Below are 25,084 nucleotides of genomic sequence, written 5' to 3'. Positions count from 1 at the left end.
GACCGGTAGATCCGCACCGCACCACTGCACCTCCTTGCACCCCCAGTGACCCTGCGTCTTCTGCGAAGGCGCCGCTTAGGAGGAAACGTGCGCGAAAAACCGCTGGGCAAGACGTCCTTGAAGAAGTCCGCCGCCGTCGCGGTGCCCGCCGTGCTCGCCGTCGGCGCGATGGCCTCGATGATGGCGCAGGGCGCGCTCGCATCGTCATTCGCCGTCTCCGGCACGGCATTTCAGGTCAGCTCCGGAAGGCTGAACAGCGACGGCTTGGCAAGCTACGTCGAGGTTGACCGGGCGGTCGACGGCGACGGGCATCCCGTATCGCTGCTCGCCCTCGACAAGGCCGAGCTCAACACCATCTGCCAGTCCGCGAAGGTCAACACCCCGGTCGGAAAGGTCACCTTCAAGCTGCGGGCCGGCGGCGCGGCCGGGAACGTCACCGCCGACAACCTGGTCATCGACGCCGAGGACCTGGCCGGCGACGCCCGCTTCGGTACCGCACAGATCGGCCGCGACGCCTCCCAGCTCACCGAGGTACCAGGGGTGAAGGGCAAGCCCGGCGGCTTCGGGCTGCAGGCGGACGGCGTCTCGGTCTCGGGCGTGAAGTCCCACGCCTGGTCGGCCGTCGGCGGCAACTTCCACCTGCGCGGCCTGAAGCTCGACGTCAAGCTGGGCGGCAAAGGATGCTATTGAGCCAGTGGCAGCCGGAGTTACGCGCCGCCTTCCGGGACTGGCGGCGCCGGCGGCCCTTCTGGGGCGGCCTGCTGCTGATGGCCTCCGGGCTCGAACTGCTCATCGTCCCGCTCTCGCCGGTCGAGGTCCTCGTCAGCCTGGGCCTCGGCGGCCTGGCGGCGCTCGGGATCGGCCTGGCGCTGATCCTGGCGGGCGTGTTCCTGTGGGTGGCGCCGCACACCAGCCCGTACGTGAGCCTCAACGCGCTGCTGCTGTCGGTGCTGTCCTTCGCGGCGACGAACCTGGGCGGCTTCGTGGTCGGGAGCCTGCTGGGGATCGCGGGCAGCGCGCTGGCCTTCGGGTGGAAGCCCATCGGCTCCGGCGCCGCGCTGCTCGCGATCGCCGCGCTGCTCACGGCATCCCTGTGGCGCCCGGCCCCGGCCCACGCCGCCGAACCTCCCATGGCGGCGGCCACGCCACCCGCCATCACCACCACCCTCTTCGCGCCGGAGGGCTTCACCTTCGCCGGGGTGGAGGAGCTGCCGACCCGCGACGGCCCGCTGAAGGTCATGGTCCTGCGCATGGACGCCGCCTCCCTGACGGACTACGACCTCACCACCCGCGACGCCGGCAGCCCGGCCCAGGTGAACCTCACCTCCGCCGCCCTCCAGCTGCGCGGCAATGTGACGCTCTACCTCACGAAGTTCAGCGGCTGCCTGCAAGACCTCGTCTGCCTGACCTTCACCCCGGACAAGCTGCCGGTGCCCCCGGTCGTGCCGCCCTTCGTCTACATGACGGATGTCTCGGCCGAGCAGGCGCTCGTGACCACTGATGAGCTGATCGTGGACAAACTCGGCATCAAGGGAGGGGTCAGCTGATGGTCCCCGTACAAGCCGCCCTCTTCTGGGCCTTCGCCACCGGCGCCACCTTTGCCCTCTCCGCCGCCCGCCAGCTCCAGCACTGGCGCGGCTATACGACGAAGGCCCGCGCCTCCGGTCAGCTGGCCCGCCGGCCGCGCTCAGCGGCGGCGTCCCCGTATCTCCTGCATACGGTCCTCTTCGCCGCCGTGCTGCTCGCGCCCGCCGGGCTCTTCCTGCTCTGGTACAACCCGAGTTGGGGCACCATGCAGGTGGCCTCGGACCACGACGGCGTCTGGGCGGGCTTCGCGCTGCTGTACGCGGGCGGGGTCACGGTCGGCGCGGCGCTCGGCTTCCTCGCCGCGCAGCTGCTGATCCTTTACGGGGCCGCGTACTGGGCCTTCCTGCTGTCCGTATCCGCGCACTTCCTCTTCTTCGGGGCGCTGCTGCACGGCTGGGACGGGACCGGCTACCGGCGCCTGCTGACCACCAATCAGCGGGACTTCGCGGGCTGGTCGGGCGATCCGGTCGCCGACAATGTCGTCGACTTCATGACGTCCGGGACCTTCCTCGCCCTCCTCGTCTTCGGCGCGGGCGTGCTCCTCACACTGCTGCTCGCCGAGGTCGGCTGGCTGATGGAGGGCTGGGAGGCGCCGGGCGCGGACGCCGACCGCAAGGTGCCGCGGCTGGTCGCGGTCGGGATCGCGGCGGCGGGGACGTACGGGCTGCCGTTCCTCGGCGCGGTTACGGCGAGCGTGCTGGTGCACCTCACCAACTGGCCGGTGGGGCTGGTGCTGTTCGCGGTGATCGCGTATCTGGCGCTGCTGCCGCGCCGGACGCCGGTGCGGCTGCTGTACGGGCTGGTGGGCCTCCCGGGAGGTACGTGGGAGGCCACCACCGAGTCCGTCTAGCTAGTCGCCCTGCTGGAAGAACGGCAGCGCGAAGATCCGCTCCTTCGGCCCGTCCTCCATCAGCTCGACCAGCTCCATCACCGGATCCCACAGGTCCTGCTTCTCGACCTCGCGGGCCATCGCCTCCAGCTCGTCGTCCGGCAGCTCCCCGGCCGCGTCCGCGACGACCTTGCGCCCGTCCTCGGGAATCTCCGTAACCAGCGGCAGGAAGGGCGCCCACAGCCCGGCGGCCACGACGGCGGTGACCGCGCCGCGCAACACGGCGCCCTCCCGCAGCACCGGGAGCCGGGCGATCTCCTTGCGCCAGCCCTCCCCCGCCATCGTGGCGACGGCCAGCGCCTCCGGCCACCGGTCCTGGTCCGCGGCGGTACGGATCACCGAGGCGAGCCGCTCGGCGGACAGCAGCTGGAGGATGTCGTCGATCCGCTCCGGGTGGTCGATGACGTAACCGGTGCGCAGGATCGAGATGTCGTCGATCAGCTCGATGGCGCGCTTCAGCGCGGTCGGGCGCAGGTGGCCGACGAAACGGCCCATGGTCAGGTAGTCGCCGTTCTCCGCGAGCGCCACGGCGACCCGCACCACCAGGTCCTCCTCCAGCCGGTCCACGATGCCGCGGATCCGGCGCGGGTCGAGATAGCCGCAGGAGGCGGCGGTGAAGGACACCGGCAGCTTGCTGATGATGTCGCCCGCGCGGGCGGGCTCCAGGCGCCCGGCAACGGCCGCGGAGAGCCGCGGGCCGAGCGCCTTCTGGGAGATGACGGCGGCGACGGCCGCCGGGACCAGCTTGGTGGCCTTGGCGATGCGGTCGAGCATGTCGGGCGCGGAGTCGAAGAGCGCGGCGGCGGTCTGCTCGCGGAAGGCGCGGAGGTCGGCGTCGGGCAGTGGCTGCAGGAAGGCGAGTTGCTGCGGCTCGGTGCCGAGCAGCCGGGCGATCTTCTCGGTCTCGGCGCGGGCGGTGAGGCTTAGTGCGTCCACTGATTCCGCTCCCGTCACTTGAAAAGAATGCGGCGTACGGGCCCGCGGGCCACGGCGGGTACGAGCTTGAGCGCCTCCTCCGCGGCCTGCTCCAGCCCGCCGTTCTGGGCCTCGCGTTCGGCGGTGAAGGCATCGGTGAGGGTGCGCAGCTGGGCCGGGTCGAGGGCCGCGAAGGAGGCGGGTGGGGATGTGCCGATTGCGGTGGCTAGTGCGGCAGTTGGCTCATCGGTCATGGGGCCGAGAGTGGTGCCGTTTTGAATAATAGTCAATAGACCGCGTGTCAGCAGGAGTTGGCCCCGGTGCCCCGTACACACGAAGGCGCCCCCGGCGAGAACGAATCTCGCCGGGGGCGCCTTGCGTGCGTCAGCCGTCAGCCGTTGCGCTTCCAGCGCGGCTTGTCGGTGCGGCGGTCGTTGCGGTTGAAGCCGCCGCCGTTGAACGAGCCGGTGCCGGAGCGGTGGCCGCCGGAGCGGCGGTCGTCGCGGTTGTACGGGCGGTCGCCGTTCCGGTGGCCGCCGTCGCGGCGGTCGAAGGAGCGGCCACCGCGGTCATCGCGGTTGTACGGGCGGTCGCCATTCCGGAAGCCGCCGTCACGACGCTCGAAGGAGCGGCCACCGCGGTCATCGCGACGGTCGAAGGAACGGCCGCCACGGTCGTCACGGCGGTACGAGCCACGGTCGTCGCGGCGGTCGAAGGAGCGGCCACCGCGGTCGTCACGGCGCTCGAAGGAACGGCCACCGCGGTCATCGCGACGGTCGAAGGAGCGGCCACCGCGGTCGTCACGGCGGTCGAAGGAACGGCCACCGCGGTCGTCACGGCGGTCATCGCGCCGGTCGTCACGACGGTACGAGCCACGGTCGTCACGGCGCTCGAAGGACCGGCCACCCCGGTCATCGCGCCGGTCGTCGCGGCGGTCGAAGGAACGCCCACCCCGGTCGTTGTCCCGACGCTCGTTGTCCCGACGCTCCTGCCGCGGCATGGAGCGGAAGCGCTCCTCGCGGCGGTCGTGACGCTCACGGCGGTGGTGGTCATCGGTGGCGGCCGGGCGGGCCGGGGCCTCGACGGTCTCCTCGACCGCGACCGGCGCCGCCTCGGCGACCGGCTGCTCAGCGGCGGCCTCGGCGACGCCCGCCGCCTCGTCCGCCGGCTTCACGCCGGCCCGCTCCTGCAGCCGCTGCGCCTCCTCGTGCAGCTCGGTGGCGCGGCGCTGGGCCTTCTCCAGGCGCTTCGTCAGGTCCGCCACGTCGCGGTCCGCCATCACGGCGGCCTGCATCGCGGACTCGGCCTGCACCTCGAAGATGGAGCGGGCACCGGTGATCCGGGCGACGTCCTCGTCGAACTCCCGGCCGCTGACGATGTGCCGCGAGGCGTCCACGCCCGCGTCCTCCATCAGCCGGAAGATCGTGCGGCGCTGGTGCGGCAGCGCGAGGGAGACGACCGTGCCGGACTGGCCCGCACGCGCCGTACGGCCCGAGCGGTGCAGGTAGTCCTTGTGGTCGCCGGCCGGGTCGACGTTCAGCACCAGGTCGATGCCGTCGACGTGGATGCCGCGGGCGGCGACGTCGGTGGCGACGAGGGTGTTGACGTAGCCGTCCTTGAAGTCGGCGAGGGTACGGGTGCGGGCGCCCTGGGTCATGCCGCCGTGCAGCGCGTCCGCCGTGACGCCGGCCTCGCGCAGCTGCTCGGCCACGCGGTCGGCGCCCAGCTGGGTCCGTACGAAGATGATGGTGCGGCCCTTGCGGGCGGCGATCGCGGCCGTGACCGGCTGCTTGTCCTTCGGCTTCACGACGAAGACGTGGTGCGTCATGGTCGTGACGGCGCCCTGGGACGGGTCCACCTCGTGGCTGACCGGGTCCTTCAGGTAGCGCTTGACGAGGGTGTCGATCTCCTTCTCCAGCGTGGCGGAGAACAGCATCCGCTGGCCGCCCGCCGGGATCAGGTCGAGCAGCTCGGTGACCTCGGGCAGGAAGCCCAGGTCGGCCATCTGGTCGGCCTCGTCGAGGATCGCGATCTCGGTCTTGTCGAGGGAGCAGGCGCCGCGGTTGATGATGTCCTTCAGGCGGCCCGGGGTGGCGACGAGGATGTCGACGCCGCGCTCGAGGGCGTAGATCTGGTTGCCCATGGACGTACCGCCGCAGACGACCTTCATCTTCAGGCCCATGACGTCGCCGTACGGCTGCAGGGCGTCGGCTACCTGCATCGCGAGCTCGCGGGTCGGGGTGAGGATCAGGCCGCGCGGGCGCTTCTTCTCGGTGTGGCCGCCGGCGAGCTGGGTCAGCAGCGGCAGGCCGAAGGAGAGGGTCTTGCCGGAGCCGGTGCGGCCGCGGCCGAGGATGTCCTTGCCGGCCAGGGCGTCCGGGATGGTCGCGGCCTGGATCGGGAAGGGGGTGGTGACGCCGTTGGCGGCGAGCTTCTTCACGATCTGGGCGGGAAGGCCCAGGTCGGCGAAGGTGATGGTCGGCTCGGCAGACGCCTCAGCCTCTACGGCCTCGTCGGCAGCGGGCATGGGCGTATTGAGGGTGTTTTCAGACATGCGAAATGCAAACCTTCCGGAGTCATCGGCACGTGCCCACGACTCCGCGGCAGATTTCACACACGACCGCCTCAATGCGGTCAGCCACGGCTGGACAAAGGAACGCGCCACACGGCGCGTCTCATCAGGCGCCGGGCAAGGGGGAATCAAACGATCTACCACGATACGCAGGTCGGACCATCGGTGGCAAATCCTCCCGCTGTGACCTCCGCCTCAGACGGAACGAGACGGACCGTCTTGCGGAACGCCGCGAGCTGTCGTACCTTCATCTCCATGGGTTCCCTCTGAGATCGCCGACGCCGCCCGCGTAGAGCCTCGCTCCGCGGGCCCGCGTCCTGTCGCGCCCTTCTCACCTCCACCCGACAGGGGGCCCATACATGTACCCATCACCCACCACCCAGCTCACCCTTCACGCCGTCACCAAGCGCTACCCGGGCCGCGCCGTCCTCGACCAGGTCTCCCTCACCCTCAAGCCGGGCGAGAAGGCCGGTCTCATCGGCGACAACGGCTCCGGCAAGTCCACGCTGCTGCGGATCCTCGCCGGGCAGGAGCGCCCGGACAGCGGCGAGGTCACCGTCACCGCCCCCGGCGGCCTCGGCTATCTGCCGCAGACCCTCCCGCTGCCCCCGACCGCCACCGTCCAGGACGCCATCGACCACGCGCTGGCCGACCTGCGCGCCCTGGAGGCCGAGCTGCGGCAAGCCGAGGCGGCTCTTGATGACGATCCGGCGGCGCTCGACGCGTACGCCCGGCTCGTCGAGCGCTATGAGGCGCGCGGCGGCTACGAGGCGGACCACCGCGTCGACGTCGCCCTGCACCACCTCGGCCTGCCCGGCCTGGCCCGGGACCGCACGCTCGGCACCCTCTCGGGCGGCGAGCGGTCCCGATTGGCGCTGGCCGCCGTGCTCGCGGGGCGCCCTGAGCTGCTGCTCCTCGACGAGCCGACGAACGACCTGGACGACCAGGCCGTCGAGTGGCTCGAAGACCAGTTGCGGGCGCACCGCGGCACGGTCCTCGCCGTCACCCACGACCGGGTCTTCCTGGAGCGCCTGACCGACACCGTCCTGGAGGCCGAGGCGGGGAAGATCACGCGTTACGGGGACGGCTACGCCGGCTACCGCACCGCCAAGGCCGCCGAGCGCGCCCGGCGGCTGCAGGAGTACGCGGACTGGCGGGCGGAGCTGGACCGCAACGAGCGGCTGGCCGCCACCAACGCCGTCAGCCTCAGCGCCATCCCGCGCAAGGCGCCGCTGGCCAACTTCGGCCACGGCGGCTTCCGCGCCCGCGGCCGCGCGCACGGCGCCATGTCCCGTATCCGCAACGCCCGCGAACGCGTCGAGCGGCTGACCGCCAACCCGGTCGCGCCACCGCCGGAGCCGCTCGCCTTCGCCGCGGACATCGGGACGGCGGGGGACGCGACGACCGGCGGCGAGCCTGCCGTGGCGCTGGCGGACGTCCGCGTAGGAGACCGGCTCCGCCTGGACGCCCTCACCCTCGCCCCCGCCGGCCGGCTGCTGGTCACCGGGCCCAACGGGGCAGGCAAGACCACCCTGCTGCACGTCCTGTCCGGCGAGCTGCGGCCGGACGCGGGCGAGGTCCGGGTCGCGGGGCGGGTGGGCCATCTGCGGCAGCAGGAGACGCCGTGGCCGCCCGGGCTGACGGTGCTGGAGGCCTTCGCCCTCGGCCGTACGGGCACGCGCGAGGAGCACGCGGACGCGCTGCTCGCGCTCGGCCTCTTCCGCCCGGCGGAGCTGCGGCTGCGCATCCGGGAGCTGTCGTACGGGCAGCTCCGCCGCATCGACGTGGCCCGGCTGGTCACCGACCCCGCCGACCTGCTGCTCCTCGACGAGCCGACCAACCACCTCTCCCCCGCGCTGGTGGAGGAGCTGGAGGAGGCGCTCGCCGGCTACCCGGGCGCGGTGGTGCTGGTGACGCACGACCGGGCGCTGCGGGCGCGGTTCGAGGGGGCGCAGCTGGAGTTGGAGGGCGGTGGCGTCAGGGTGTGAGGGTCAAGACGCGAGCGTCTGCCCGATCACGTGCTCGGCGATCGTCGCCATCCAGTCGTTGCGGCCGCCCCGGTAGTACGACAGCTCCGGCAGCGCGATCGCCAGGGCGAGGCCGCGGGAGCGGGTCCAGGTGGCGTCGTCGGCGTCCAGCGCGCGGCGGAAGCGGTCGCGCGCCGGGCCGGTGAGCAGGCTCCACGCGACCGTCATGTCCGAGGCGGGGTCGGCGACCCCGGCCGCACCGAAGTCGATCACGGCCGACAGCCGCCCGTCGGCCGCGAGGAGGTTCCCCGGCTGCAGGTCGGCGTGCGCCCAGACGCCGGGGCCTTCGTAGCGCGGCGCGGCGAGGGCGGTCTCCCAGAGGGCGGTGGCGGCGTCCGTGTCGATGACGCCGTCGAGATCCGCGAGCGCCTTGCGCACGCCCTCGTCCAGGTCGGCGAGCGGGCCGCCGCGGTACGCGGGCGGCGCCCCCGCGATGTCGGTGCGTCGCAGCGCGGTGATGAAGGCGGCCAGGTCGTCGGCGAGCAGCTCGCGGTCGACCGGGCTGTCCAGGCCGATCGGGGCGCCGGGCAGCCAGCGCTGTACCGACCATGCCCACGGATAGCCCTCCCCGGGCTCCCCCACCGCCAGCGGTACGGGGATCTCCACCGGCAGCGCCGCCAGCCCGGCCAGCAGCCGGGCCTCGGCGGCCACGTCCTCCTCCTGCAGCGGCATCCGCACGGCGAGGTCGTCGCCGAGGCGGAAGATGGCGTTCACCGTGCCCTGGGAGGGGAAGCGCTCGACCGGCAGCCCTGCCCACTGCGGGAACTGTGCGGCCAGCAGCCGCCGTACCAACGCTGCGTCTATGTCCACCGGCTCAGGATATTCAGGTGCCCTGCGGTGCCGCAGGGGAAGCCGTGCGGGTTGGGGTCGGCGTGGGAGTCGGCGTCTGCGTACGGGTCGGGGTCGGCTTCGGCGAGCTCTTCGTCGGGCGCGGCTTACTGGGCGTCGGCGAGGCGGCCGACGGCGGCGCGGGCCTGCTCTGCGACGGCCGCGCGCGGGAGGAGGTCGCCGAGGCCTCGGGGTCCTTATGGGGCGTGCCGGAGGTCGCGCGCCGCGACGCGGACGCCGACGCCGACCGGCGCTCCGGCACCGTCGCCGCGCCGCCGCTGTGTCCATCAGGCTCCGCCGCGCTGCGCTTGCCGTCGCTGTCCGGCGCCACCGTGCGCTGCTGTTCGTCAGGGCCTGACACAGACATGCAGCCGCCGAGCGCGGAGGCGGCGAGGACGGCTACGACGGGTCCACCGCACCAGCGGCGGAGCCTCTTCGAGGTGTGCATGACGGGCCCCTTCCGGGCGAGCCGAGCGGGTTACGCGGGGCTCAACTCCCTTGCGGGGCAGAAAGTCACCCGTATCTCAGCCGTATCCGAGCGCGTGCAACCGCTCGTCGTCGATGCCGAAGTGGTGGGCGATCTCGTGCACCACCGTCACCTCGGTTTCCGCCACGACCTCGTCGCGGGTGGCGCACATCCGCAGCGTCGGGCCGCGGTAGATGGTGATCCGGTCGGGCAGCACGCCCGCATACCACTCCCCGCGCTCGGTCAGCGGCGTGCCCTCGTACAGCCCGAGCAGCTCGGGGTCGTCCGCGGGCGGCTCGTCCTCCACAAAAACCGCGACATTGTCCATCAGGCGTGTCAGTTCCGCCGGGATCCGGTCGAGCGCGACCGCCACCAGCTCCTCGAAGTCCTCAACCGTCATCTCCAGCACACCCCCATTGTCCGACACCGCTACGACAGTCGCCGCATGCCGCCCTTCCGGCATGGGCATACGGGCCCCATGCGCCGCCTCGCAGCCGTGCCGGCCGCCGCGTGGACCGCGGCGGCCGCGGCCGTGCGCCGGGCGTACGGATCGCACCACCCGAGCCCGCAGGTATGGCTCACGCACCGTCCGCATCCGTACGCCCGTGCCGTCGGCCTCTTCGCGGTGACGCTGCTCGGCGCCTGGCTGGGGCTGCTGGTGGTGGGCAGCGTGAACACGTCCGTCGGGCCGATGGACACCCGGATGACGCTGCGGCCCTCCCTCACCGGCGGCACGAAGATCAATGTGTCGCCGCTCGGCGCCCTGGAGCTGTCCAGCCACCACGCCCCGATCCGCCTGGACGTGGACGTCGATCAGCTCGACCCGGCCCGCTCCCAGGACCTGGTCAAGCACCCGGAGCGGATCTCCGGCCTGGAGGACGAGGTCACCCACGACATCCAGCGCTCCACCCTCGACCTCGGCGCCCGCTCCGCCGTCGCCGTCCTCGCCGGCGCCTCCGCGCTCGGCCTCGCCGTCTACCGCACCCCGCGCCGCGCCCTCGCCGCCGGCAGCCTGGCGCTCGCGCTGCTGGTCGCGTCGGGGGCGACCGCGTGGGCCACCTGGAATCCCAAGTCGGTGCTGGAGCCGAAGTATTCGGGCCTGCTGGCCAGCGCGCCCAGCCTGGTCGGCGACGCCCGGTCGATCGTCAATGACTTCGATGTGTACGGCCAGGAGCTGGCCCGCCTCGTCACCAACGTCACCACGCTCTACGACGCCACCTCCAGCCTCCCCGCCTTCCAGCCGGACCCGACCATGACCCGGGTGCTGTGGGTCTCCGACCTGCACCTGAATCCGGCCTCCTGGGGCATCATCCGCTCGCTGATCAAGCAGTACGACGTGGCGATGGTGGTCGACACCGGCGACACGATGGACCACGGCACCGCCGCCGAGAACCGCTACCTCGAACCGATCGCGGACCTCGGCGTCCCGTACGTCTGGGTGCGCGGCAACCACGACTCGCTCACCACCCAGGCGGGCGTCGCGAAGCAGAAGAACGCGGTCGTGGTCGACAACGGCGACGCCGTCTCCGTAAAAGGGCTGCGGATCGCGGGCGTCGGGGACCCGCAGTTCACGCCCGACCGCTCGGTCAAGCAGGCGGGGGACCCGTCGGAGGAGGCGGCCGGGAAGCGGCTGGCCGCGGGCATCAGGGCCGAGAAGGACGCGGGCCGGGACGTGCATCTCGCGATCGCGCACAACCCGGTCGCCGCGCAGCAGGCCGACGGCCTGGTGCCGCTCGCGCTGGCCGGGCACAAGCACAACCGCCGCCAGTACGAGCTGCCCGGCGGTACCCGGCTGATGCTGGAGGGCTCGGCGGGCGGCGGCGGCCTGCGGGCGCTGGAGCAGGGGGTGCCCGAGAAGGTGACGGCGTCGATCCTCTATCTCGACAAGCAGTCGAAGCTGCTGCAGGCCTGGGACGAGATCACGCTGGGCGGCCTCGGGCAGACGAAGGCGGAGGTCAGCCGCCATCTGCCGAAGGAGAACCGGCCGGGGGCGACGCCCAGCCCGTCGCTGTCGACGCCGTCGGGGCCGTAGGACCTCACTGCTTGTAGCTGCTGAGGAACCGCCCGATCCGCCCGATCGCCGACTCCAGGTCGTCCGCGCGCGGCAGCGTCAGGATGCGGAAGTGGTCGGGGCGCGGCCAGTTGAAGCCCGTGCCCTGCACGACCTGGATCTTCTCGCGCAGCAGCAGGTCGAGGACGAACTTCTCGTCGTCGTGGATGCCGTGCACATCGAGGTCGATCTTCGGGAAGGCGTAGAGCGCGCCCTTGGGCTTGACGCAGGAGATGCCGGGGATCTCGTTGAGCTTCTGCCAGGCCACGTCGCGCTGCTCGTGCAGCCGGCCGCCGGGGAGGATGAGGTCCTTGATGGACTGGCGGCCGCCGAGCGCCGCCTGGATGGCGTACTGGGCGGGGGCGTTGGGGCACAGCCGCATCGAGGCGAGCATGGTGAGGCCCTCGAGGTAGTTGCGGGCGTGCTGCTTGGGGCCCGTAACGACCAGCCAGCCGCTGCGGAAGCCGGCCACCCGGTAGGCCTTTGAGAGGCCGGAGAAGGTGAGGCAGACGAGGTCCGGGGCGAGGGCGGCGGCGATGTGGTGGACGGCGTCGTCGTACGTGATCTTGTCGTAGACCTCGTCGGCGAAGACCAGCAGCTGGTGGCGGCGGGCGAGGTCGAGCATGCCCTCGAGGAGCTCGCGCGGATAGACGGCGCCGGTGGGGTTGTTGGGGTTGATGATCACCAGGGCCTTCGTCCGGTCGGTGATCTTCGAGGCGATGTCGTCGAGGTCGGGGTACCAGTCGGCGTTCTCGTCGCACATGTAGTGCACGGCCTTGCCGCCGGCGAGCGTGGTGACGGCCGTCCAGAGCGGGAAGTCCGGGGCCGGTACGAGGATCTCGTCGCCGTCCTCGACCAGGGCCTGGACGGCCATGGAGACGAGCTCGGAGACGCCGTTGCCGAGGAAGATGTCGTCCGGGCGGACGTCCGCCATGCCGCGGTCCTGGTAGTGCGCGGCGACGGCGCGGCGGGCCGGGAGGATGCCGCGGGACTCGGTGTAGCCGTGCGCCTGCGGCAGCATCCGGATCATGTCCTGGAGGATCTCCTCGGGCGCCTCGAAGCCGAAGAGCGCGGGGCTGCCGGTGTTCAGGCGCAGCACGCTGTGGCCCGCCGCCTCGAGCGCGTCCGCGTGCTCGATGACCGGGCCGCGGATCTCGTAGCAGACCTCGCTCAGCTTGCTCGACTGGCGGAACTCCATGGCGTTGCCCTCCAAGTGCGTGGACCTTGGTTCTACCAAGTCCACACTTGGAAAATCAAACTTAATGCCTAGACTGATCCACATGCCGTCACGAGAACGCCGCCGAAGCTACGACCAGTACTGCGGCATCGCCCGCGCCCTCGACGCCGTCGGCGACCGCTGGTCGCTGCTGATCGTCCGCGAGCTGCTGGCGGGACCGCGCCGCTATACGGACCTGCACACCGAGCTCCCGGGCGTCAGCACCGACATGCTCGCCGCACGCCTGAAGGGCCTGGAGCAGGAGGGCGTGGTCACCCGCCGCAAGCTGCCGCCGCCGGCGGGCACCTCCGTGTACGACCTCACCGACCGCGGCCGCGAGCTGCTGCCCGTACTGGACGCGCTGGCGGCCTGGGGCGCGCCCGCGCTGGCGGAGCAGCGGCCGACGGATGCGGTACGGGCGCACTGGCTGGCGTTCCCGCTGCGCGAGCAGCTGCGGGCGGCGCTGGCGGGGGCGGGCGGTGGGGCGGACGGCCCGGTCACGGTGAATGTCGAATTCCCGCACCTGCAGGGCGCCTTCCACATCCGCCTCGGCGACGCGGGCCCGCCGTACGGCGACGGCCTCGCGGAGGACGCGGACGCGGTGCTGCATGTCGACCACGACGCGGGCGGCCTGATCGCCTCCGGCAAGCTGACGGCGGATATCCTCGAACCTCGCAAGTCACCTGCACGGGAGGTTTCGTGACAATCGCTGCCGCTGAGCCGGAGAACGAGGTACCCGGGGTAGCCGAGGTATCCGAGGTATCCGTGGACGACGCGGTCGTACGGGACGCCGAGGACTTCGGCGCGTACGCGAAGACCGGCGGCTGGGCGTTCGGGCTGAAGGTGGCGCGGAGTGTGCTGCCGGGCGGCGGGGCCGTCGCGGAGGACGGGTCGCGGAAGGTGTCGGCGAAGGAGTTCGCGCGGATCGCCGGGTGCTCGCCGGAGCGGGTGCTGCGGTACTGGCGGGCCTGGGACCGGGCGGCGGACGACGGCCTGGTGCCGGTCTTCGAGCAGCTGACGCCGGGCGGCGAGGTGGAGCTGCCGGACGCGGACGTCTGGCTCTCGTACTACACCTCGCGCTCCTCCGGCGACTCCCCGCGCGGCCACGCGATCGCCGCCGTCGCCGAGGCGGAGGGCATCCGCCCGACAAAGGCCCTGGAGGTCGCGGAGAACCCGACCGCCCTGCGCGCCGCGATCCTCGCCGACCCGGGCACCGCCCAGGCCGCCCGGCACGCCCTGATGGACCGCCTGGAGGACGACCCGAACCTCCGCCAGGAGCTGGCCCGCGACATCGCGCACGCCGACGAGCTGAAGAAGGCGGTCGGCGCGGAGTCGAAGACGGCCGGGCAGGTGGAGTACGTCCGCGGCGTCATCGACTCGGGCGAGGTCAAGACGGCGGGCGGCCAGAAGATCCCGGCGCCGGAGGCGGTCGTGGCGGAGGCCCGGCAGCACCTGACCCTGATCGAGGACGTCGACGACGCGGAAGCCGGCGAGTACGCGGACGACGCCCACAAGGCCCTCCAGGCCCTGGTGGCCGAGACGGTCGAGAACGACCCGCAGCTCCGCGCCCACGAACGCCGCGCCCGCTTCCAGTCGAAGGTCGCGAAGGCGGCGAAGGCCTTCGAGGAGCTGACGCTGGACGACGCGGCGGAGGTGTACGAGGAGGAGATGCTGGAGCAGCTGGAGACGCTGCGGGCGGCGATCACGGCGTGCATCGAGGAGCTGCGGGGGGCGGCGCCGGTGGCGGAGCCCGTATCGGAGGCGGCGCCCGTACCGGAGCAGGCACCCGTACCGGAGCAGGCGCAGCAGGAGGACGGCTACTGGACCCCGGACACCGCCGCGACCACCACCGCCTGACCCCCGCTCAACCCCCCGCCGGGGCGGCCTCCGGAATCGTTTTGGCAGGCCGCCCCCGCATCACATATGCTTCTCAGGTCCCCGACGTGTCGGCCCCAGCCTCCAAGCTGCCCGACACCACGGCGGCCATCAGCCCTCATCGTCTAGTGGCCCAGGACGCCGCCCTTTCAAGGCGGTAGCACGGGTTCGAATCCCGTTGGGGGCACCAACCCGTGCGGCATAGCCGCAGGTCGGAGCGTATGTGGACCTTCGCGGAACCTGACGCGAAGTCAGTTTGCGGGAGTGCTGCCCTTCCTGGGCCGCGTTCCCCCTGGTCAGCACTTGATCATCTTGATCGGTGCGCGCACGGGTGCACGCCCCAGGGGGTGCGCGGAACATGGGAACTTCTCACGCTTCGTCGGCCGCGGGATCCGTATCCGTTTCGTCGCGCTCGCGTCGGCGACGCTGCTGAAGCAGCAGGAGCACTTCCCGGATCGCTTCGGCCTGCTGCGCCTCTATGTGTCGGGCCTCGGGCCCGGTCACGACCTCGTACTCGATGATGACCTTCTTTAGTGGCCGTTGTCTCATTCCGTCAGAGTGGCAGGTAGCGCTGATCGCACTCCGGAGTTTCTCCGTGATGGTATGGGCCGTCCCGCGCGACGGCTCGGCCTGCTCGCCCACGGCGCGCTCACCGACGTCGACCGCGCCGTCGATGCCCTCCTGCGGGCCGGCGCCGCTGGCATTTCCGCGCCTTCCCCGGCGCGGACGCCGGACCCCACCGCGTTCGGGAGCAGCTGGCTGGGCAGCGGCCTCGGCGACCGTCCCGCGCTGGCCGCAGCGCTCGCCGCCCTGCGCGAAGCACTGCACGCGATGCTGCCAGCGCCCATCATCACCGCCCTCTTCCAGGCCGACCTCACCGCCACCGGCGCCCCGCCCTGGCCGAGCCCCTCTCCGCCGTCGGCGACATCGAATCCGAAGGCCACGTCGGCGTCTGGCTCATCACCCCCACCTCACTGCGCCGACCCTACGACGCCGGCTGGGACTCCGAGGAGGTCACCGACAAGCTCACCGCCGTCCGCGAACCCGGCACTGCCCTGCCCCAGGCGCTCGCCCATACCATCAAGGACACCGCACGCAGCCACGGCCGCCTCAAGGTCGCACGCTCCGCCTACTGCATCCGCTCCGACGACACTGCCCTCATCGCAGAAGCGGGGCCGCCTCCCGCGGCCCGGCCAAACTGCATCTGCGCCGTATCGCCCCCGTCTGGGACATCGGCGACCCGGACCAACATCACTCTGCGCATTTGGCCTGTCACTCCAATTAGGGCGCGTCCACGCTGGTCGGAACGCCCCTCGCGCACCCAGTCCAGATGGCGTTCCAAGAGTCGCACTCGCGTTCGCGGCTGACGAAGCCGGACATCAACACTCCAAAGACTTGGGTTGACAAAACTTGGATGAATCCAAGTTAATCGGCTGCTGCGTGGTCGCCGGCGGGTCGGAGAGTCCCGGCTGATCGACGTCTTCTGTCGGGACGCAGGCGTCCCCTATGCCGTCCACCAGGCCAGCAAGGGACAGAGTCCGGCCACCGAGCGCGAGCGTTTCACCGAAGCCGTGCGGCGCTCGCCCCTCCCCGGCAGGGCCCTGTTCGACGCCGTGCACCCCGACTCCTGGGAAGGTGCCTGCGCCTGCTGGCCACAACCCTCCCCGACGATCAGCCCAGCATCGTAGTCCTCGACGAGTTCCCCTGGTTGCTCGAGCAGGACGCCTCCGTCGAAGGCGTGCTGCAAACCGTGTGGGACCGCGAGCTGAGCCGCAAACCGGTACTCCTGATCATCATCGGTAGCGACCTGGCCATGATGGAGCGGCTATCGGCCTACGAACGCCCCTTCCACCAGCGCGGCGTAGAGATGGTGCTGCGACCGCTGACCCCCTGGGACGTCATGCAGATGACCGGGCTGCCCGCGGCCGACGCCATCGACGCCCATCTGATCACCGGCGGCCTCCCCCTGATCCGCCATACCTTCGGCCAGTTCGCCCGAGTCGCGCTCGCACGGGAGGCCGCAGCCCTCATCGACAGTTGGCGCGCGGGCTGCGCCACCCGGCACCGGCATCCGGTCCGTGACGAACCAGGGCAGTTGAGAGGCCAATGCGGCAGCTGCGACCCGGATTCGACGCAAACGCGACCGGAAACCATCCACGCGAGAAGCCAAGGGGGCATTTTGACGGATTTGTCCGTTGACTATGAGATTCTCATGCGTGTGAAGAAGAACCTCAACGACATCGCGGGCCTCATGAAGAAGCCTGGACGGGAAATGGAGGAGGTGAGCGGGCAATCCATGGGGGTTCTCGAACTGGCCAAGCGCATGGATGACTTCGGCGATGAATGGTCGTACGGGATCAAGCAGCTCACCAAGTTCTCCGAGTCCGCGAGTAAAGAGCTCGACAAGGTCAAGCGGGAGTTCGAGAAGCTGGATCACGAACTCGGGAAGGACTCCGACAAGAAGGGGGGTAAGAAATGAAGGAGCGCCGGGAGCCGACCATTGACGAGTATCCTGCGCTCGGCTTCGTGCCGTGCCCTGGAAGCCAGAACGTAGCGAACTCCGTGTCCAGCACGGCGCGGCACACCGCCGATGCGCTGGCCGAGATATGCCGAGTTCTTGACGGCACCGGCTTGGCCGACTGGAAAGGTAAGGCCGCGGAAGCCTTCCGAGCGAAGTTTCACGATGACTTCCGCCCGAAGATGCATGAGGCCCGTGACTCCTTCAAGAAGGCAGCGAAGGCCCTGGAGGACTGGGCTGACTACATGGAGAGGAAGCAGCACCGGGCGGACAAGCTGGAGGAAGATGCCCATGTGATCAACGAACGCCTAGGCAAGGCGTACGAAAAGAAGGAGAAGCTCGGCAAGGCTCCGGAGAAGGAGAAGGAGTCAGCAAAACACGAAGAGGCCGCCACGAACGTCAGCAGAAAAATAAACGCTGACGAAATCGAACTCGAGAACATGCGGCGTGCGGGCCGCAGGCTGCGAACGCGATACCAGGAGGCCCGCAAGGAAATCGCTAATCGGCTGGACTCCGCGATGAACATCGCGCCCGACGAACCCAGCCCGTGGGACAAGCTGGGTGACTTCTTCTCCGATGCCGGAGATTTTCTGGCCGATCTGCCCGGCGAAGTGGCCTCGGCGGTCAAGGATGCCGCGAGTGCCATCGGTACGTGGATGAAGGAACACGCCGACTGGATCACGGTGGCGGCATCGGTGGTCGGTGTCATCGCCATCTTCTGCCCGGTGCTGGCACCGCTGGCCATCGGACTGAGCGCGGTGGCGCTTTTCTCGCACGCCGCGGCCTACGGCGTCGACGGGCTCTTCGGGAAGAACGCGAGCATCGGCAACTGGCTCACGCTGGGCGGCGACATGCTCGGCATGGTGCCCGGTGTCGGCGCCGCAAAGGCCGGCGCCATGGCCGGGTTCAAGGCAGCCCGCGGAGCCGGCGGCGTGGCCGCGGGCACCAAGGTCGGCATCAAGACCGCCGGCACGACGGCGAAGAACGTCATGAAGGCCGCCGACCCGGTCGCGAAGGTGATCGACAAACCCGTGATGGCGGTCGCCACCAAACTGGGCGCCTCGCGCGGCGCGGCCCTGACAGCCACCGAGGTTACGCAGGCAGCGGCCCAGACCGCCTGGACGGCGCCGACCGCGATCAATGCGTACAACACGACTCCGGGGCGAGTCGATGCCGCGAACTGGGGCACCGGCGTGGGGAACATCGCCACCGGAGCCGGCGGCGGCAAGTTCGGCGGCATCACCGCCGTCGGCAGCGCCATCGGACTGGGCGCCTGGGAGCTGACGGACTGATGACCTATGCCGGCATACCGGACCTCTGGTTCAACCTGCCCCCGGGCTTCCTGCAGTTCGACCTCGAAGAGGACGCTGAGGCGCGGATGCTGCGGATGGCGGACGTGGCCTCCTCGATCTACCCCTCGGCAACCCCCGACCAGCACCTCAGTCTCGTGGTGTCGGGCGAGTACATCCTCCAGACCATGATCGCCGCTGGGGCAGAGCACGTTTCCAGCTGTCTGCTGCGTATGCCGGGTGACAAGCTGTCCCAGGGCACCCTCTGCGTGCTCATCGAGCGGCCGGACACCGGCCCGCTGCGCCAGAATCGGCAGGATGCGGCGGAACGTACCGCCCGGCAGTGGCGTGAGCTGTATCCGGAGGCCGACGTCGGGCTGGTCATGCTGCCGTACGGGATCTCCGCCCTGTGCATGTACGAGCAGGCCCTGCAGATCCCCGGCGCGCTCTTCGGCCTGGACGAGCCCAGGTCCACCACGGTGCGGCAGGCGCAGTTCTGTCTGCCGCTCAAGACCGGCCCCGGCTCGGCGCTCTTCGTCTTCACGACGGAGGACACGGAACACTGGGACGACTACCTTGAGGTATTGGCCGGGATCATGAAGTCGGTCTCCGCGGAGGAACCGCTGGGGGATGACAGCGCGGCGGCAGGTGCCCCGGCCATGAAAGATGCGGAGCGGGTCGAGTGAGCAGTGTCCGAGAAGCAGAGGAGCGGGCGGGGAAGCGGCGGGCGCGGTTCCCGGTGCTGCTGGCGGTTGGCATCGGGTGCTATGCGCTCGGTGGGATCTGGGGGATGTACCTGCTGCAGGACCGGATCGGGCTGGTCGTCAGGGTCCTGCTGTGGGTTGCGCACGGCCTGCTGCTGATCGCACTGGTCCGGAAGTTGGGCTCCAGGGGTTCGAGCTTCGTGGTGGTCTTCGGCATCGTGCTCGCCTCCGCGGCTGCCGTCTACGTCGCAGACCTGGCCCGCGACGACCTCACCCTCCAGCAGCGCGGTGAAAGAGTCCGTGCCGAGGTCGTCAAGGAATGGACGGACCCGACTCGCGGGCGCGCGAAGCGATACACCCACTACGTCCTGGAGCGCTCCGACGGCAAGCAGGTTCGTGGGCCGGAGATGCAGACGTCATCCGATCAATACGACGTCGGCCAGATCCTGACGGTCCTCGAGGACCCCGAGGGGAAGCTCGCCCCGAAGACGCCGGGCAGCGCGGACGTGACCCGCGAAACAGCCGGTGCCGGAGCCTTCGCTCTGGTCGCGTTGGGCGGCATCGGCTGGGCGACCTGGCGTGGGTCGATGGCCGCACGCAACGTCCACAAGGCAGCCAGCGACGACGCACCCTCGAACGAAGCGCAGGAGGAGACCCTGCGCGAGGCGCTGCGCACGTATCCCACCGACCGCCGCGGCTACATCAAGGTGTTTCCCGAGGATTACCCGGGCCTGACGCATCAACGCGCGGCCCGGATCGCCTGGGAGCTGGGGCTGCGTGCGGAAGCGGCCGGCAATCGGGGATCGTGGCGCTTCGGTGAGACGGTGGTGGAGGAAGTCCCGCACGACTGAGTCAACCAGCAGCCAAGCCACCGTTCGACGAGGCTCGCACCGCAGCCACCAGCTCCCGGGCACGCACGGCACCGTTATGCAGGTCCTTGCGCAGCGTCTCCGCAGAGATCGGCCGCTGGAATGTCTCTCGGTGCCGGGCGTCCTCGCGGAAGGCCCGCTCCAGCAGTGGTCTTCCGCCGCTTCTGGCCCACCCGCACCACCGGCGAGCCACCTAGCCACCGCGCACCCAGCGAAAAGGGGCCCGATATGACCGGCCACAGCCGGTGGCTCACCGGCACGCACCGCATCGCCCAAGGGCGAGCTTCTGCCCGGGCCCCGGAGCCAAGCCGGGGCCCGCCGCGCCTCGGCACTCGGGAAAGCGGTCTACGACCGGCGCACCGCCCTCGGGCTGAACGAAGAGGAACTGGGACACCGCCTCGGCATGAGCGCGGAGGAAATCGAGGCTCTCGAGGTCGGCGGCATCGACCCCACCGTGGAACTCCTCGAAGCCCTCGCCGACGCCCTCGCCGCAGAGGTTCACCCGGGCCCGCCCCGGCGTCTCCTTCCACGACCGCCCAGCCGCAGCCTGAACCCATCATCCTGCCGGTACAGCTCACCGCTTGACCCGAATGTCTCGACAATCTCGATGCCACCCCCGCCCACCCGGGAATTCCCAGCTGCCCATGCTCCGCGCTCCGCGTTGGGGGCACCAACCAGAACCGTGCGTTTGCCCGCCCCCATGTGTGGGGGCGGGCTTTTGCATGTCCGGGGTTACGCCTTGTCCGTGCGAGCCAGGGCCTACTTCCGGCCACTGGCCCGCGGCACCGACGCCGCCATGAGCCGCTTCACCTCGGATGAGCTCGGAGTCGTCGCCAGATTCCTGGCCGAAATGAACCGGGAGCTCGAGCTCCTGCGCTGAGAGCCGGGCCTACGCTCACCGCCGTCAGAAGATGTCAGGAGGTGTCAGAAGGCGTTCGGTGCGGTTAAGGTGCGGCGGGTGTCCCATGTCGTTGCCGAGCGGCCGCCGCTCTACTACCCCGACGTCCCGAACGCATACCCCCATGCTTCCGGGAGCCAGGCGCCGCCGCGCCCGGGCAAGGGCGCGCCGGAGAGCACCGGCAAGGCGCAGAGCCGGGACCCGTTCCTGGACAACGCCAAGTACCTGACGATCATCCTCGTCGTCCTGGGACACACCTGGGCGCCCATGGTGCACGGCAGCCGGACCACCGCCGCCGCGTACATGCTGCTGTACTCGTTCCACATGCCGGCGTTCATCATCGTCTCCGGCTATCTCTCGCGGACCTTCGTGGGCAGTCCGCGGCAGCTGCAGCGGCTGGTCACGGGCGTGCTGGTGCCGTATGTGGTGCTGCAGACCGCCTTCACCCTCTTCATGCGGGTGATCGACAACCCGGACCGGGAGTTCCGCTACCAGGAGCCGGCGTTCGCCCTCTGGTTCCTGATCGCGCTCTTCCTGTGGCGGCTGAGCACCCCGCTGTGGAACCGGCTGCGCTACCCGGTGCCGGTGGCGCTGGCGATCGCCGTCGCGGCGAGCGTGACGCCCACGATGAGCTACAGCAGCCTGAACCTGATGCGGGTCGCCCAGTTCCTGCCGTTCTTCGTGCTCGGGCTGCAGCTGAAACCGGAGCACTTCGAGCTGCTCAAGCGGCGTTCGGCCCGGCTCATAGCCGCGCCCGTCATGTGCATAGCCCTGCTCGTGTCGTACTTGGCGGTGCCGCGGATGAGCCCCGGCTGGTTCCTGCACAACTACGCCTCACAGACCCTGGGCGCGCCCGCGTGGGCAGGAGCGCCGATGAGCCTGGCGATCTTCGGCTGCGGCGTGGTCATGACCGCCTGCTTCCTGGCCTGGGTGCCGCGCCGGCAGCTGTGGATGACGGCGCTGGGAGCCGGGACCCTGTACGCGTACCTGCTGCACATCTTCCCGGTTCAGATGTCGCGCCAGTTCGGCTGGTACGACGCGGGCTGGATCCGCGGCCCGGTCGGCCACGCGGCCATCTCCGTCATCGCCATGGTGCTGATGACCCTGCTGTGCACCCCGCCGGTGCAGCGCGCCCTGCGCCCGATCCTGGAGCCCAAGATGGCCTGGTTCTTCCAGCGCGAGCAGCGCAGAGGGGCACACGCCAAGCGGCGACGCTGACGGCTGGCCTTCAGCCGCGCGCGGAGCCGCCGCGTTTGCCCAGCATCCAGCCGACGGCGACGCCGATCAGGCCGACGCCCATCAGCGCCAGCCACAGCGGCATGGAGACCTCGGCGAACAGGAAGCGGATCTTCGTCTGCCGGGTGTTGCTGAAGATGAAGACGAGGCTCAGCACGGCGAGCGCGGCCGTGACGATCCTGCCCGACGTCAGCTGCACGCCGAAGGGTCCGGACTTGGTATTCGCCATGCCTCATCATGATCATGCCGGGCCGGGCGACGCGCGCCGGCGAGGCCCACGATCCGCCGGATGGGCGTTCCCGTACGCGTACCGGAGAGGTCAGAAGTCGATCGGCTCCCGGATCAGCGGGCACGTCATGCAGTGACCGCCGCCACGGCCGCGGCCGAGCTCGGCGCCCACGATTTCGATGACCTCGACCCCGGCCTTGCGCAGCAGCGTGTTGGTGGTGGTGTTGCGGTCGTACGTGAAGACCACGCCCGGCTCCAGCGCTACGGCGTTGTTGCCGCTGTCCCACTGCTGGCGCTCCGAGGCGTAGACGTCGCCGCCCGTCTCGATCACCCGGAGCTCCGGCAGGCCGAGGGCCTCCGCGACCACGTCCACGAAGGCGCGTGAGCCCTCGTCGGTGAGGTCCACGCTGCCCGCGGTGTCGCCCGGGCGCAGCGTGAAGGTGTGCACGCTGTCCATGATCGTCGGGTAGAGGGTGACCATGTCGCGGTCGGCGAAGGTGAAGACGGTGTCGAGGTGCATCGCCGCCCGCAGCTTCGGCATGCCGGCGACGATGACGCGCTCGGCGGCGCCGGCCTCGAACAGGGCCGCGGCGACCTGGGTGATCGCCTGCCGGGTGGTGCGTTCGCTCATGCCCATCAGGACGACGCCGTTGCCGACCGGCATGATGTCGCCGCCCTCGAAGGCCGCCTGGCCCCAGTCGAGCTCCGGGTCGCCCCACCACACCGTGTCGCCGGTGAAGTCGGGGTGGAAGCCGTAGATCGCCTTCATCAGCAGCGTCTCGTCGTGCCGGGCCGGCCAGAACAGCGGGTTGAGGGTGACGCCGCCGTACAGCCAGCAGGTGGTGTCGCGGGTGTAGAGGGTGTTCGGCAGCGGGGGCATCAGGTACTCGCGGACGCCGGCGGACTCCCGGGCCAGGGCCACGTACGGGGAGCGGAAGTCGTCGGGGAGGTCGGTGGTGGCCAGGCCGCCGATCAGATACTCGGCGAGCTGCCGGGGCTCAAGGGTCTCCAGGAAGGCGCGGGTGTCGTCGATGAGGCCGAGGCCGACCTGGTTGGCGGTGATCTTCCGGTCCAGGAGCCACGACTTGGCCTTGTCGTCGGCCATCGTCTGCGCGAGCAGGTCGTGCAGCTCGACCACCTCCACGCCGCGCTGGGTGAGCTTGTTGACGAAGTCGGCGTGGTCGCGCTGGGCGTTCTCCACCCACATCACGTCGTCGAAGAGGAGGTCGTCGGAGTTGGTGGGGGTGAGCCGCCGGTGGGCCAGGCCCGGGGAGCAGACCAGGACCTTGTGCAGCCGTCCGACCTCGGAGAATACGCCGTGCGCGGTCGGCTTCGATGCGGTGTCGTGGGGGGTCACGGTGCGCCTTTCTGGAGTACGGAGGTCACAGGCTGATCCAGCCGGCCACGAGAGCGATCACGCCCAGGACGCCGCCGGCCACCGAGACGGCCAGGATCACCAGCTCCCGCGGGGAGAAGAGCCGGCGGCCCTGCTCCCGGCGGGCCATCACGAAGAGCACGGTGGCGGGGGCGTAGACGATGAAGGACATCAGCACGAACTTCATCCCGGCCGCGTAGATGAGAAAGGCGGTGTAGAGGGTCGCCAGCACGGCGATGACCAGGTCGCGGCCGCGGCCGGAGGCGCCCGTACCGCCGCCGCCCGCCACCTTCACCGCGAAGCCCGCCGCCAGCAGGAACGGGATCAGCGACAGCGAGCTGGTCAGGTCGAGCGCGAAGTTGAAGGCATCGTCGGAGAAGAGGGTGACGATCAGCACGACCTGGCTCAGGAGCGTGGTCATCAGCAGCGCGGGGGCGGGCACGTCCGCGGCCGTGGCCCGGCCCAGGAACCGCGGCATGTCCTTGTCCTTGGCGGCCACGAACAGCACCTCGGCCGCCATCAGCGTCCAGGCGAGATAGGCGCCGAGCACCGACACGATCAGCCCGATGCTGACGAACACCTTGCCCCAGGTGCCCACCGCCTCCTCCAGCACCGCGGACATCGACGGCTGCCGCAGCTCGGCGATCTCGCTCATCGGCATGATCCCGTACGACACGATCGTCACCGAGGCGAAGACGGCGAAGACGCACAGGAAGCCCAGCAGCGTGGCCCGGCCGACGTCCTCGCGGCGCTTGGCGTGCCGGGAGTAGACGCTGGCGCCCTCGACGCCGAGGAAGACGAAGACGGTGGCGAGCATGGTGCCGCGGACCTGGTTGAAGAGCGAGCCGGCGTAGTCGGCGCCGCCCCAGTTGTCGACGAACACGTCCCACTTGAAGTAGAAGAGCGCCAGCAGGATGAAGACCAGGATCGGGACGATCTTCGCTACGGTGACGATCTTGTTGATCGCGGCGGCTTCCTTCACTCCGCGGCGGATCAGCAGGAAGAACGCCCACAGCCCGACCGAGGACAGCACCGCGGCCAGGATCGTGTCGCCGTCGCCGAGCGCCGGGGCGATGGCGCCGACGGTCGACATGATCAGCACCCAGTACGTCACATTGCCGACGCAGGCGCTCGCCCAGTAGCCGAAGGCCGAGAAGAAGCCGAGATACTCGCCGAACCCGGCCTTGGCGTACGCGTACACACCGGCGTCCAGGTCGGGGCGGCGGACGGCGAGCATCTGGAAGACCAGCGCCAGCATCAGCATGCCCAGGCCGGCGATCAGCCAGGCGATCAGGGCGCCGGCGACGCCGGTCTCCTCGGCGAAGCGCCGCGGCAGGGAGAAGACGCCGGCGCCGACCATGGAGCCGACGACCATCGCCGTCAGGGTCAGGAGGTTCAGCTTGGCGGTGGCTGGCTGCTGCCGGGTTTCTTCCATATTCGCTAAGTGTGTGGCGGTATGTGGCGGGGCGCACACGCTGTGCCTCCAGCGGGTCACCGATGGATGCCCGGCAACTGGTTGACGTCCCGCCACGGCCGCCTTAC

25 protein-coding genes, 1 tRNA gene and 1 pseudogene are annotated in these 25,084 nt (G+C 70.5%); 16 read left to right on the top strand and 11 right to left on the bottom strand.

Annotation, left to right across the window (positions count from 1 at the left end; all coding sequences use genetic code 11):
• Positions 1–87 precede the first annotated feature (87 nt).
• The 3 genes from ACNNMR_RS25005 to ACNNMR_RS24995 are packed head-to-tail and all read left to right on the top strand — an operon-like array spanning position 88 to position 2,437.
• Positions 88–690, top strand: coding sequence for a DUF6230 family protein (locus tag ACNNMR_RS25005; RefSeq protein ID WP_419996922.1), 603 nt, complete (start codon positions 88–90; stop codon positions 688–690).
• A complete protein-coding gene (locus ACNNMR_RS25000) occupies positions 681–1,547 on the top strand; it encodes a DUF6114 domain-containing protein (protein WP_419996921.1) in 867 nt (288 codons plus the stop codon). Before ACNNMR_RS25005 ends, ACNNMR_RS25000 begins: the two co-directional genes overlap by 10 nt.
• Positions 1,547–2,437 carry a hypothetical protein gene (locus ACNNMR_RS24995; protein WP_419996920.1) on the top strand — a complete coding sequence of 297 codons (891 nt, stop codon included), beginning with the start codon at positions 1,547–1,549 and terminating at the stop codon, positions 2,435–2,437. The genes ACNNMR_RS25000 and ACNNMR_RS24995 overlap by 1 nt, the downstream gene beginning before the upstream one ends.
• Here ACNNMR_RS24995 and ACNNMR_RS24990 read toward each other — a convergent pair whose 3' ends face one another.
• The 3 genes from ACNNMR_RS24990 to ACNNMR_RS24980 form a co-directional block, all read right to left on the bottom strand.
• Positions 2,438–3,412 carry a hypothetical protein gene (locus tag ACNNMR_RS24990; RefSeq protein WP_419996919.1) on the bottom strand — a complete coding sequence of 325 codons (975 nt, stop codon included), beginning with the start codon at positions 3,410–3,412 and terminating at the stop codon, positions 2,438–2,440.
• A gap of 14 nt (positions 3,413–3,426) precedes the next feature.
• Positions 3,427–3,645, bottom strand: a complete 219-nt coding sequence (locus ACNNMR_RS24985; RefSeq protein ID WP_419996918.1) for a hypothetical protein — start codon at positions 3,643–3,645, stop codon at positions 3,427–3,429.
• Between the two features lie 137 nt (positions 3,646–3,782).
• The gene (locus ACNNMR_RS24980) at positions 3,783–5,945 is read right to left on the bottom strand and encodes a DEAD/DEAH box helicase (RefSeq protein ID WP_419996917.1); all 2,163 of its coding nucleotides are present in this window, start codon (positions 5,943–5,945) and stop codon (positions 3,783–3,785) included.
• A 377-nt stretch (positions 5,946–6,322) separates the two neighbouring features.
• Between ACNNMR_RS24980 and ACNNMR_RS24975 the strand changes: the two genes are divergently transcribed.
• Positions 6,323–7,951: a TlrC/CarA/OleB/SrmB family ABC-F type ribosomal protection protein gene (locus ACNNMR_RS24975; protein ID WP_419996916.1), complete on the top strand. Its 1,629-nt coding sequence runs from the start codon at positions 6,323–6,325 to the stop codon at positions 7,949–7,951.
• A 3-nt stretch (positions 7,952–7,954) separates the two neighbouring features.
• On the opposite strand, the gene ACNNMR_RS24970 is transcribed toward ACNNMR_RS24975, so the two are convergent.
• From ACNNMR_RS24970 to ACNNMR_RS24960, 3 genes are all read right to left on the bottom strand, one after another.
• The gene (locus ACNNMR_RS24970) at positions 7,955–8,800 is read right to left on the bottom strand and encodes an aminoglycoside phosphotransferase family protein (protein WP_419996915.1); all 846 of its coding nucleotides are present in this window, start codon (positions 8,798–8,800) and stop codon (positions 7,955–7,957) included.
• 13 nt (positions 8,801–8,813) lie between these two features.
• The gene (locus ACNNMR_RS24965; protein WP_419996914.1) at positions 8,814–9,266 is read right to left on the bottom strand and encodes a hypothetical protein; all 453 of its coding nucleotides are present in this window, start codon (positions 9,264–9,266) and stop codon (positions 8,814–8,816) included.
• A 76-nt stretch (positions 9,267–9,342) separates the two neighbouring features.
• Positions 9,343–9,693, bottom strand: a complete 351-nt coding sequence (locus tag ACNNMR_RS24960; RefSeq protein ID WP_420000458.1) for a metallopeptidase family protein — start codon at positions 9,691–9,693, stop codon at positions 9,343–9,345.
• 69 nt (positions 9,694–9,762) lie between these two features.
• Between ACNNMR_RS24960 and ACNNMR_RS24955 the strand changes: the two genes are divergently transcribed.
• A complete protein-coding gene (locus tag ACNNMR_RS24955; RefSeq protein ID WP_419996913.1) occupies positions 9,763–11,316 on the top strand; it encodes a metallophosphoesterase family protein in 1,554 nt (517 codons plus the stop codon).
• 4 nt (positions 11,317–11,320) lie between these two features.
• Here ACNNMR_RS24955 and ACNNMR_RS24950 read toward each other — a convergent pair whose 3' ends face one another.
• Positions 11,321–12,532, bottom strand: coding sequence for a pyridoxal phosphate-dependent aminotransferase (locus ACNNMR_RS24950; protein ID WP_420000457.1), 1,212 nt, complete (start codon positions 12,530–12,532; stop codon positions 11,321–11,323).
• 82 nt (positions 12,533–12,614) lie between these two features.
• On the opposite strand from ACNNMR_RS24950, the gene ACNNMR_RS24945 reads away from it, so the two are divergent.
• The 3 genes from ACNNMR_RS24945 to ACNNMR_RS24935 all read left to right on the top strand — a co-directional run bounded on the left by ACNNMR_RS24945 (position 12,615) and on the right by ACNNMR_RS24935 (position 14,615).
• A complete protein-coding gene (locus tag ACNNMR_RS24945; protein WP_419996912.1) occupies positions 12,615–13,253 on the top strand; it encodes a winged helix-turn-helix transcriptional regulator in 639 nt (212 codons plus the stop codon).
• A complete protein-coding gene (locus tag ACNNMR_RS24940) occupies positions 13,250–14,407 on the top strand; it encodes a hypothetical protein (protein WP_419996911.1) in 1,158 nt (385 codons plus the stop codon). Before ACNNMR_RS24945 ends, ACNNMR_RS24940 begins: the two co-directional genes overlap by 4 nt.
• A 132-nt stretch (positions 14,408–14,539) precedes the next feature.
• Positions 14,540–14,615, top strand: a tRNA-Glu gene (locus ACNNMR_RS24935).
• A 179-nt stretch (positions 14,616–14,794) separates the two neighbouring features.
• Here the strand turns inward: ACNNMR_RS24935 and ACNNMR_RS24930 are convergent.
• Positions 14,795–15,253, bottom strand: coding sequence for a hypothetical protein (locus ACNNMR_RS24930; RefSeq protein ID WP_419996910.1), 459 nt, complete (start codon positions 15,251–15,253; stop codon positions 14,795–14,797).
• Here ACNNMR_RS24930 and ACNNMR_RS24925 point away from each other — a divergent pair.
• The 8 genes and pseudogenes from ACNNMR_RS24925 (at position 15,181) to ACNNMR_RS24890 (ending at position 21,921) form a co-directional block, all read left to right on the top strand.
• On the top strand, positions 15,181–15,792 hold the full coding sequence (locus ACNNMR_RS24925; protein WP_420000456.1) for a helicase-associated domain-containing protein: 612 nt from the start codon (positions 15,181–15,183) through the stop codon (positions 15,790–15,792). The genes ACNNMR_RS24930 and ACNNMR_RS24925 overlap by 73 nt on opposite strands.
• Positions 15,793–16,133: 341 nt before the next feature.
• Positions 16,134–16,904, top strand: coding sequence for a hypothetical protein (locus tag ACNNMR_RS24920; protein WP_419996909.1), 771 nt, complete (start codon positions 16,134–16,136; stop codon positions 16,902–16,904).
• Complete coding sequence (locus ACNNMR_RS24915) at positions 16,901–18,235, top strand: putative T7SS-secreted protein (protein ID WP_419996908.1); 1,335 nt, start codon at positions 16,901–16,903, stop codon at positions 18,233–18,235. Before ACNNMR_RS24920 ends, ACNNMR_RS24915 begins: the two co-directional genes overlap by 4 nt.
• Positions 18,235–18,918 carry a hypothetical protein gene (locus ACNNMR_RS24910; RefSeq protein WP_419996907.1) on the top strand — a complete coding sequence of 228 codons (684 nt, stop codon included), beginning with the start codon at positions 18,235–18,237 and terminating at the stop codon, positions 18,916–18,918. Before ACNNMR_RS24915 ends, ACNNMR_RS24910 begins: the two co-directional genes overlap by 1 nt.
• A 104-nt stretch (positions 18,919–19,022) precedes the next feature.
• A complete protein-coding gene (locus ACNNMR_RS24905; protein WP_419996906.1) occupies positions 19,023–19,787 on the top strand; it encodes a hypothetical protein in 765 nt (254 codons plus the stop codon).
• Positions 19,788–20,091: 304 nt separating this feature from the next.
• A pseudogene (locus tag ACNNMR_RS24900) lies at positions 20,092–20,280 on the top strand (helix-turn-helix domain-containing protein); the annotation flags it as partial.
• A gap of 270 nt (positions 20,281–20,550) precedes the next feature.
• Entirely contained in the window at positions 20,551–20,685 is a 135-nt protein-coding gene (locus ACNNMR_RS24895; RefSeq protein WP_419996905.1) for a hypothetical protein, read from the top strand.
• A gap of 78 nt (positions 20,686–20,763) precedes the next feature.
• Positions 20,764–21,921 (top strand): acyltransferase family protein, encoded by a 1,158-nt coding sequence (locus tag ACNNMR_RS24890; protein ID WP_419996904.1) that lies wholly within the window; start codon positions 20,764–20,766, stop codon positions 21,919–21,921.
• 10 nt (positions 21,922–21,931) lie between these two features.
• On the opposite strand, the gene ACNNMR_RS24885 is transcribed toward ACNNMR_RS24890, so the two are convergent.
• The 3 genes from ACNNMR_RS24885 to ACNNMR_RS24875 all read right to left on the bottom strand — a co-directional run bounded on the left by ACNNMR_RS24885 (position 21,932) and on the right by ACNNMR_RS24875 (position 24,977).
• Entirely contained in the window at positions 21,932–22,168 is a 237-nt protein-coding gene (locus tag ACNNMR_RS24885) for a lipopolysaccharide assembly protein LapA domain-containing protein (protein ID WP_419996903.1), read from the bottom strand.
• A 90-nt stretch (positions 22,169–22,258) separates the two neighbouring features.
• Complete coding sequence (locus tag ACNNMR_RS24880; RefSeq protein ID WP_419996902.1) at positions 22,259–23,524, bottom strand: arginine deiminase; 1,266 nt, start codon at positions 23,522–23,524, stop codon at positions 22,259–22,261.
• A 25-nt stretch (positions 23,525–23,549) separates the two neighbouring features.
• Positions 23,550–24,977: a basic amino acid/polyamine antiporter gene (locus ACNNMR_RS24875; RefSeq protein ID WP_419996901.1), complete on the bottom strand. Its 1,428-nt coding sequence runs from the start codon at positions 24,975–24,977 to the stop codon at positions 23,550–23,552.
• Positions 24,978–25,084 lie beyond the last annotated feature (107 nt).

It is taken from the genome of Streptomyces boninensis, assembly GCF_048572725.1.
Lineage (GTDB): Bacteria > Actinomycetota > Actinomycetes > Streptomycetales > Streptomycetaceae > Streptomyces > Streptomyces boninensis.
Note: the sequence above shows the minus strand (reverse complement) of the source record. Positions and strands in the feature narration are given on the sequence as shown.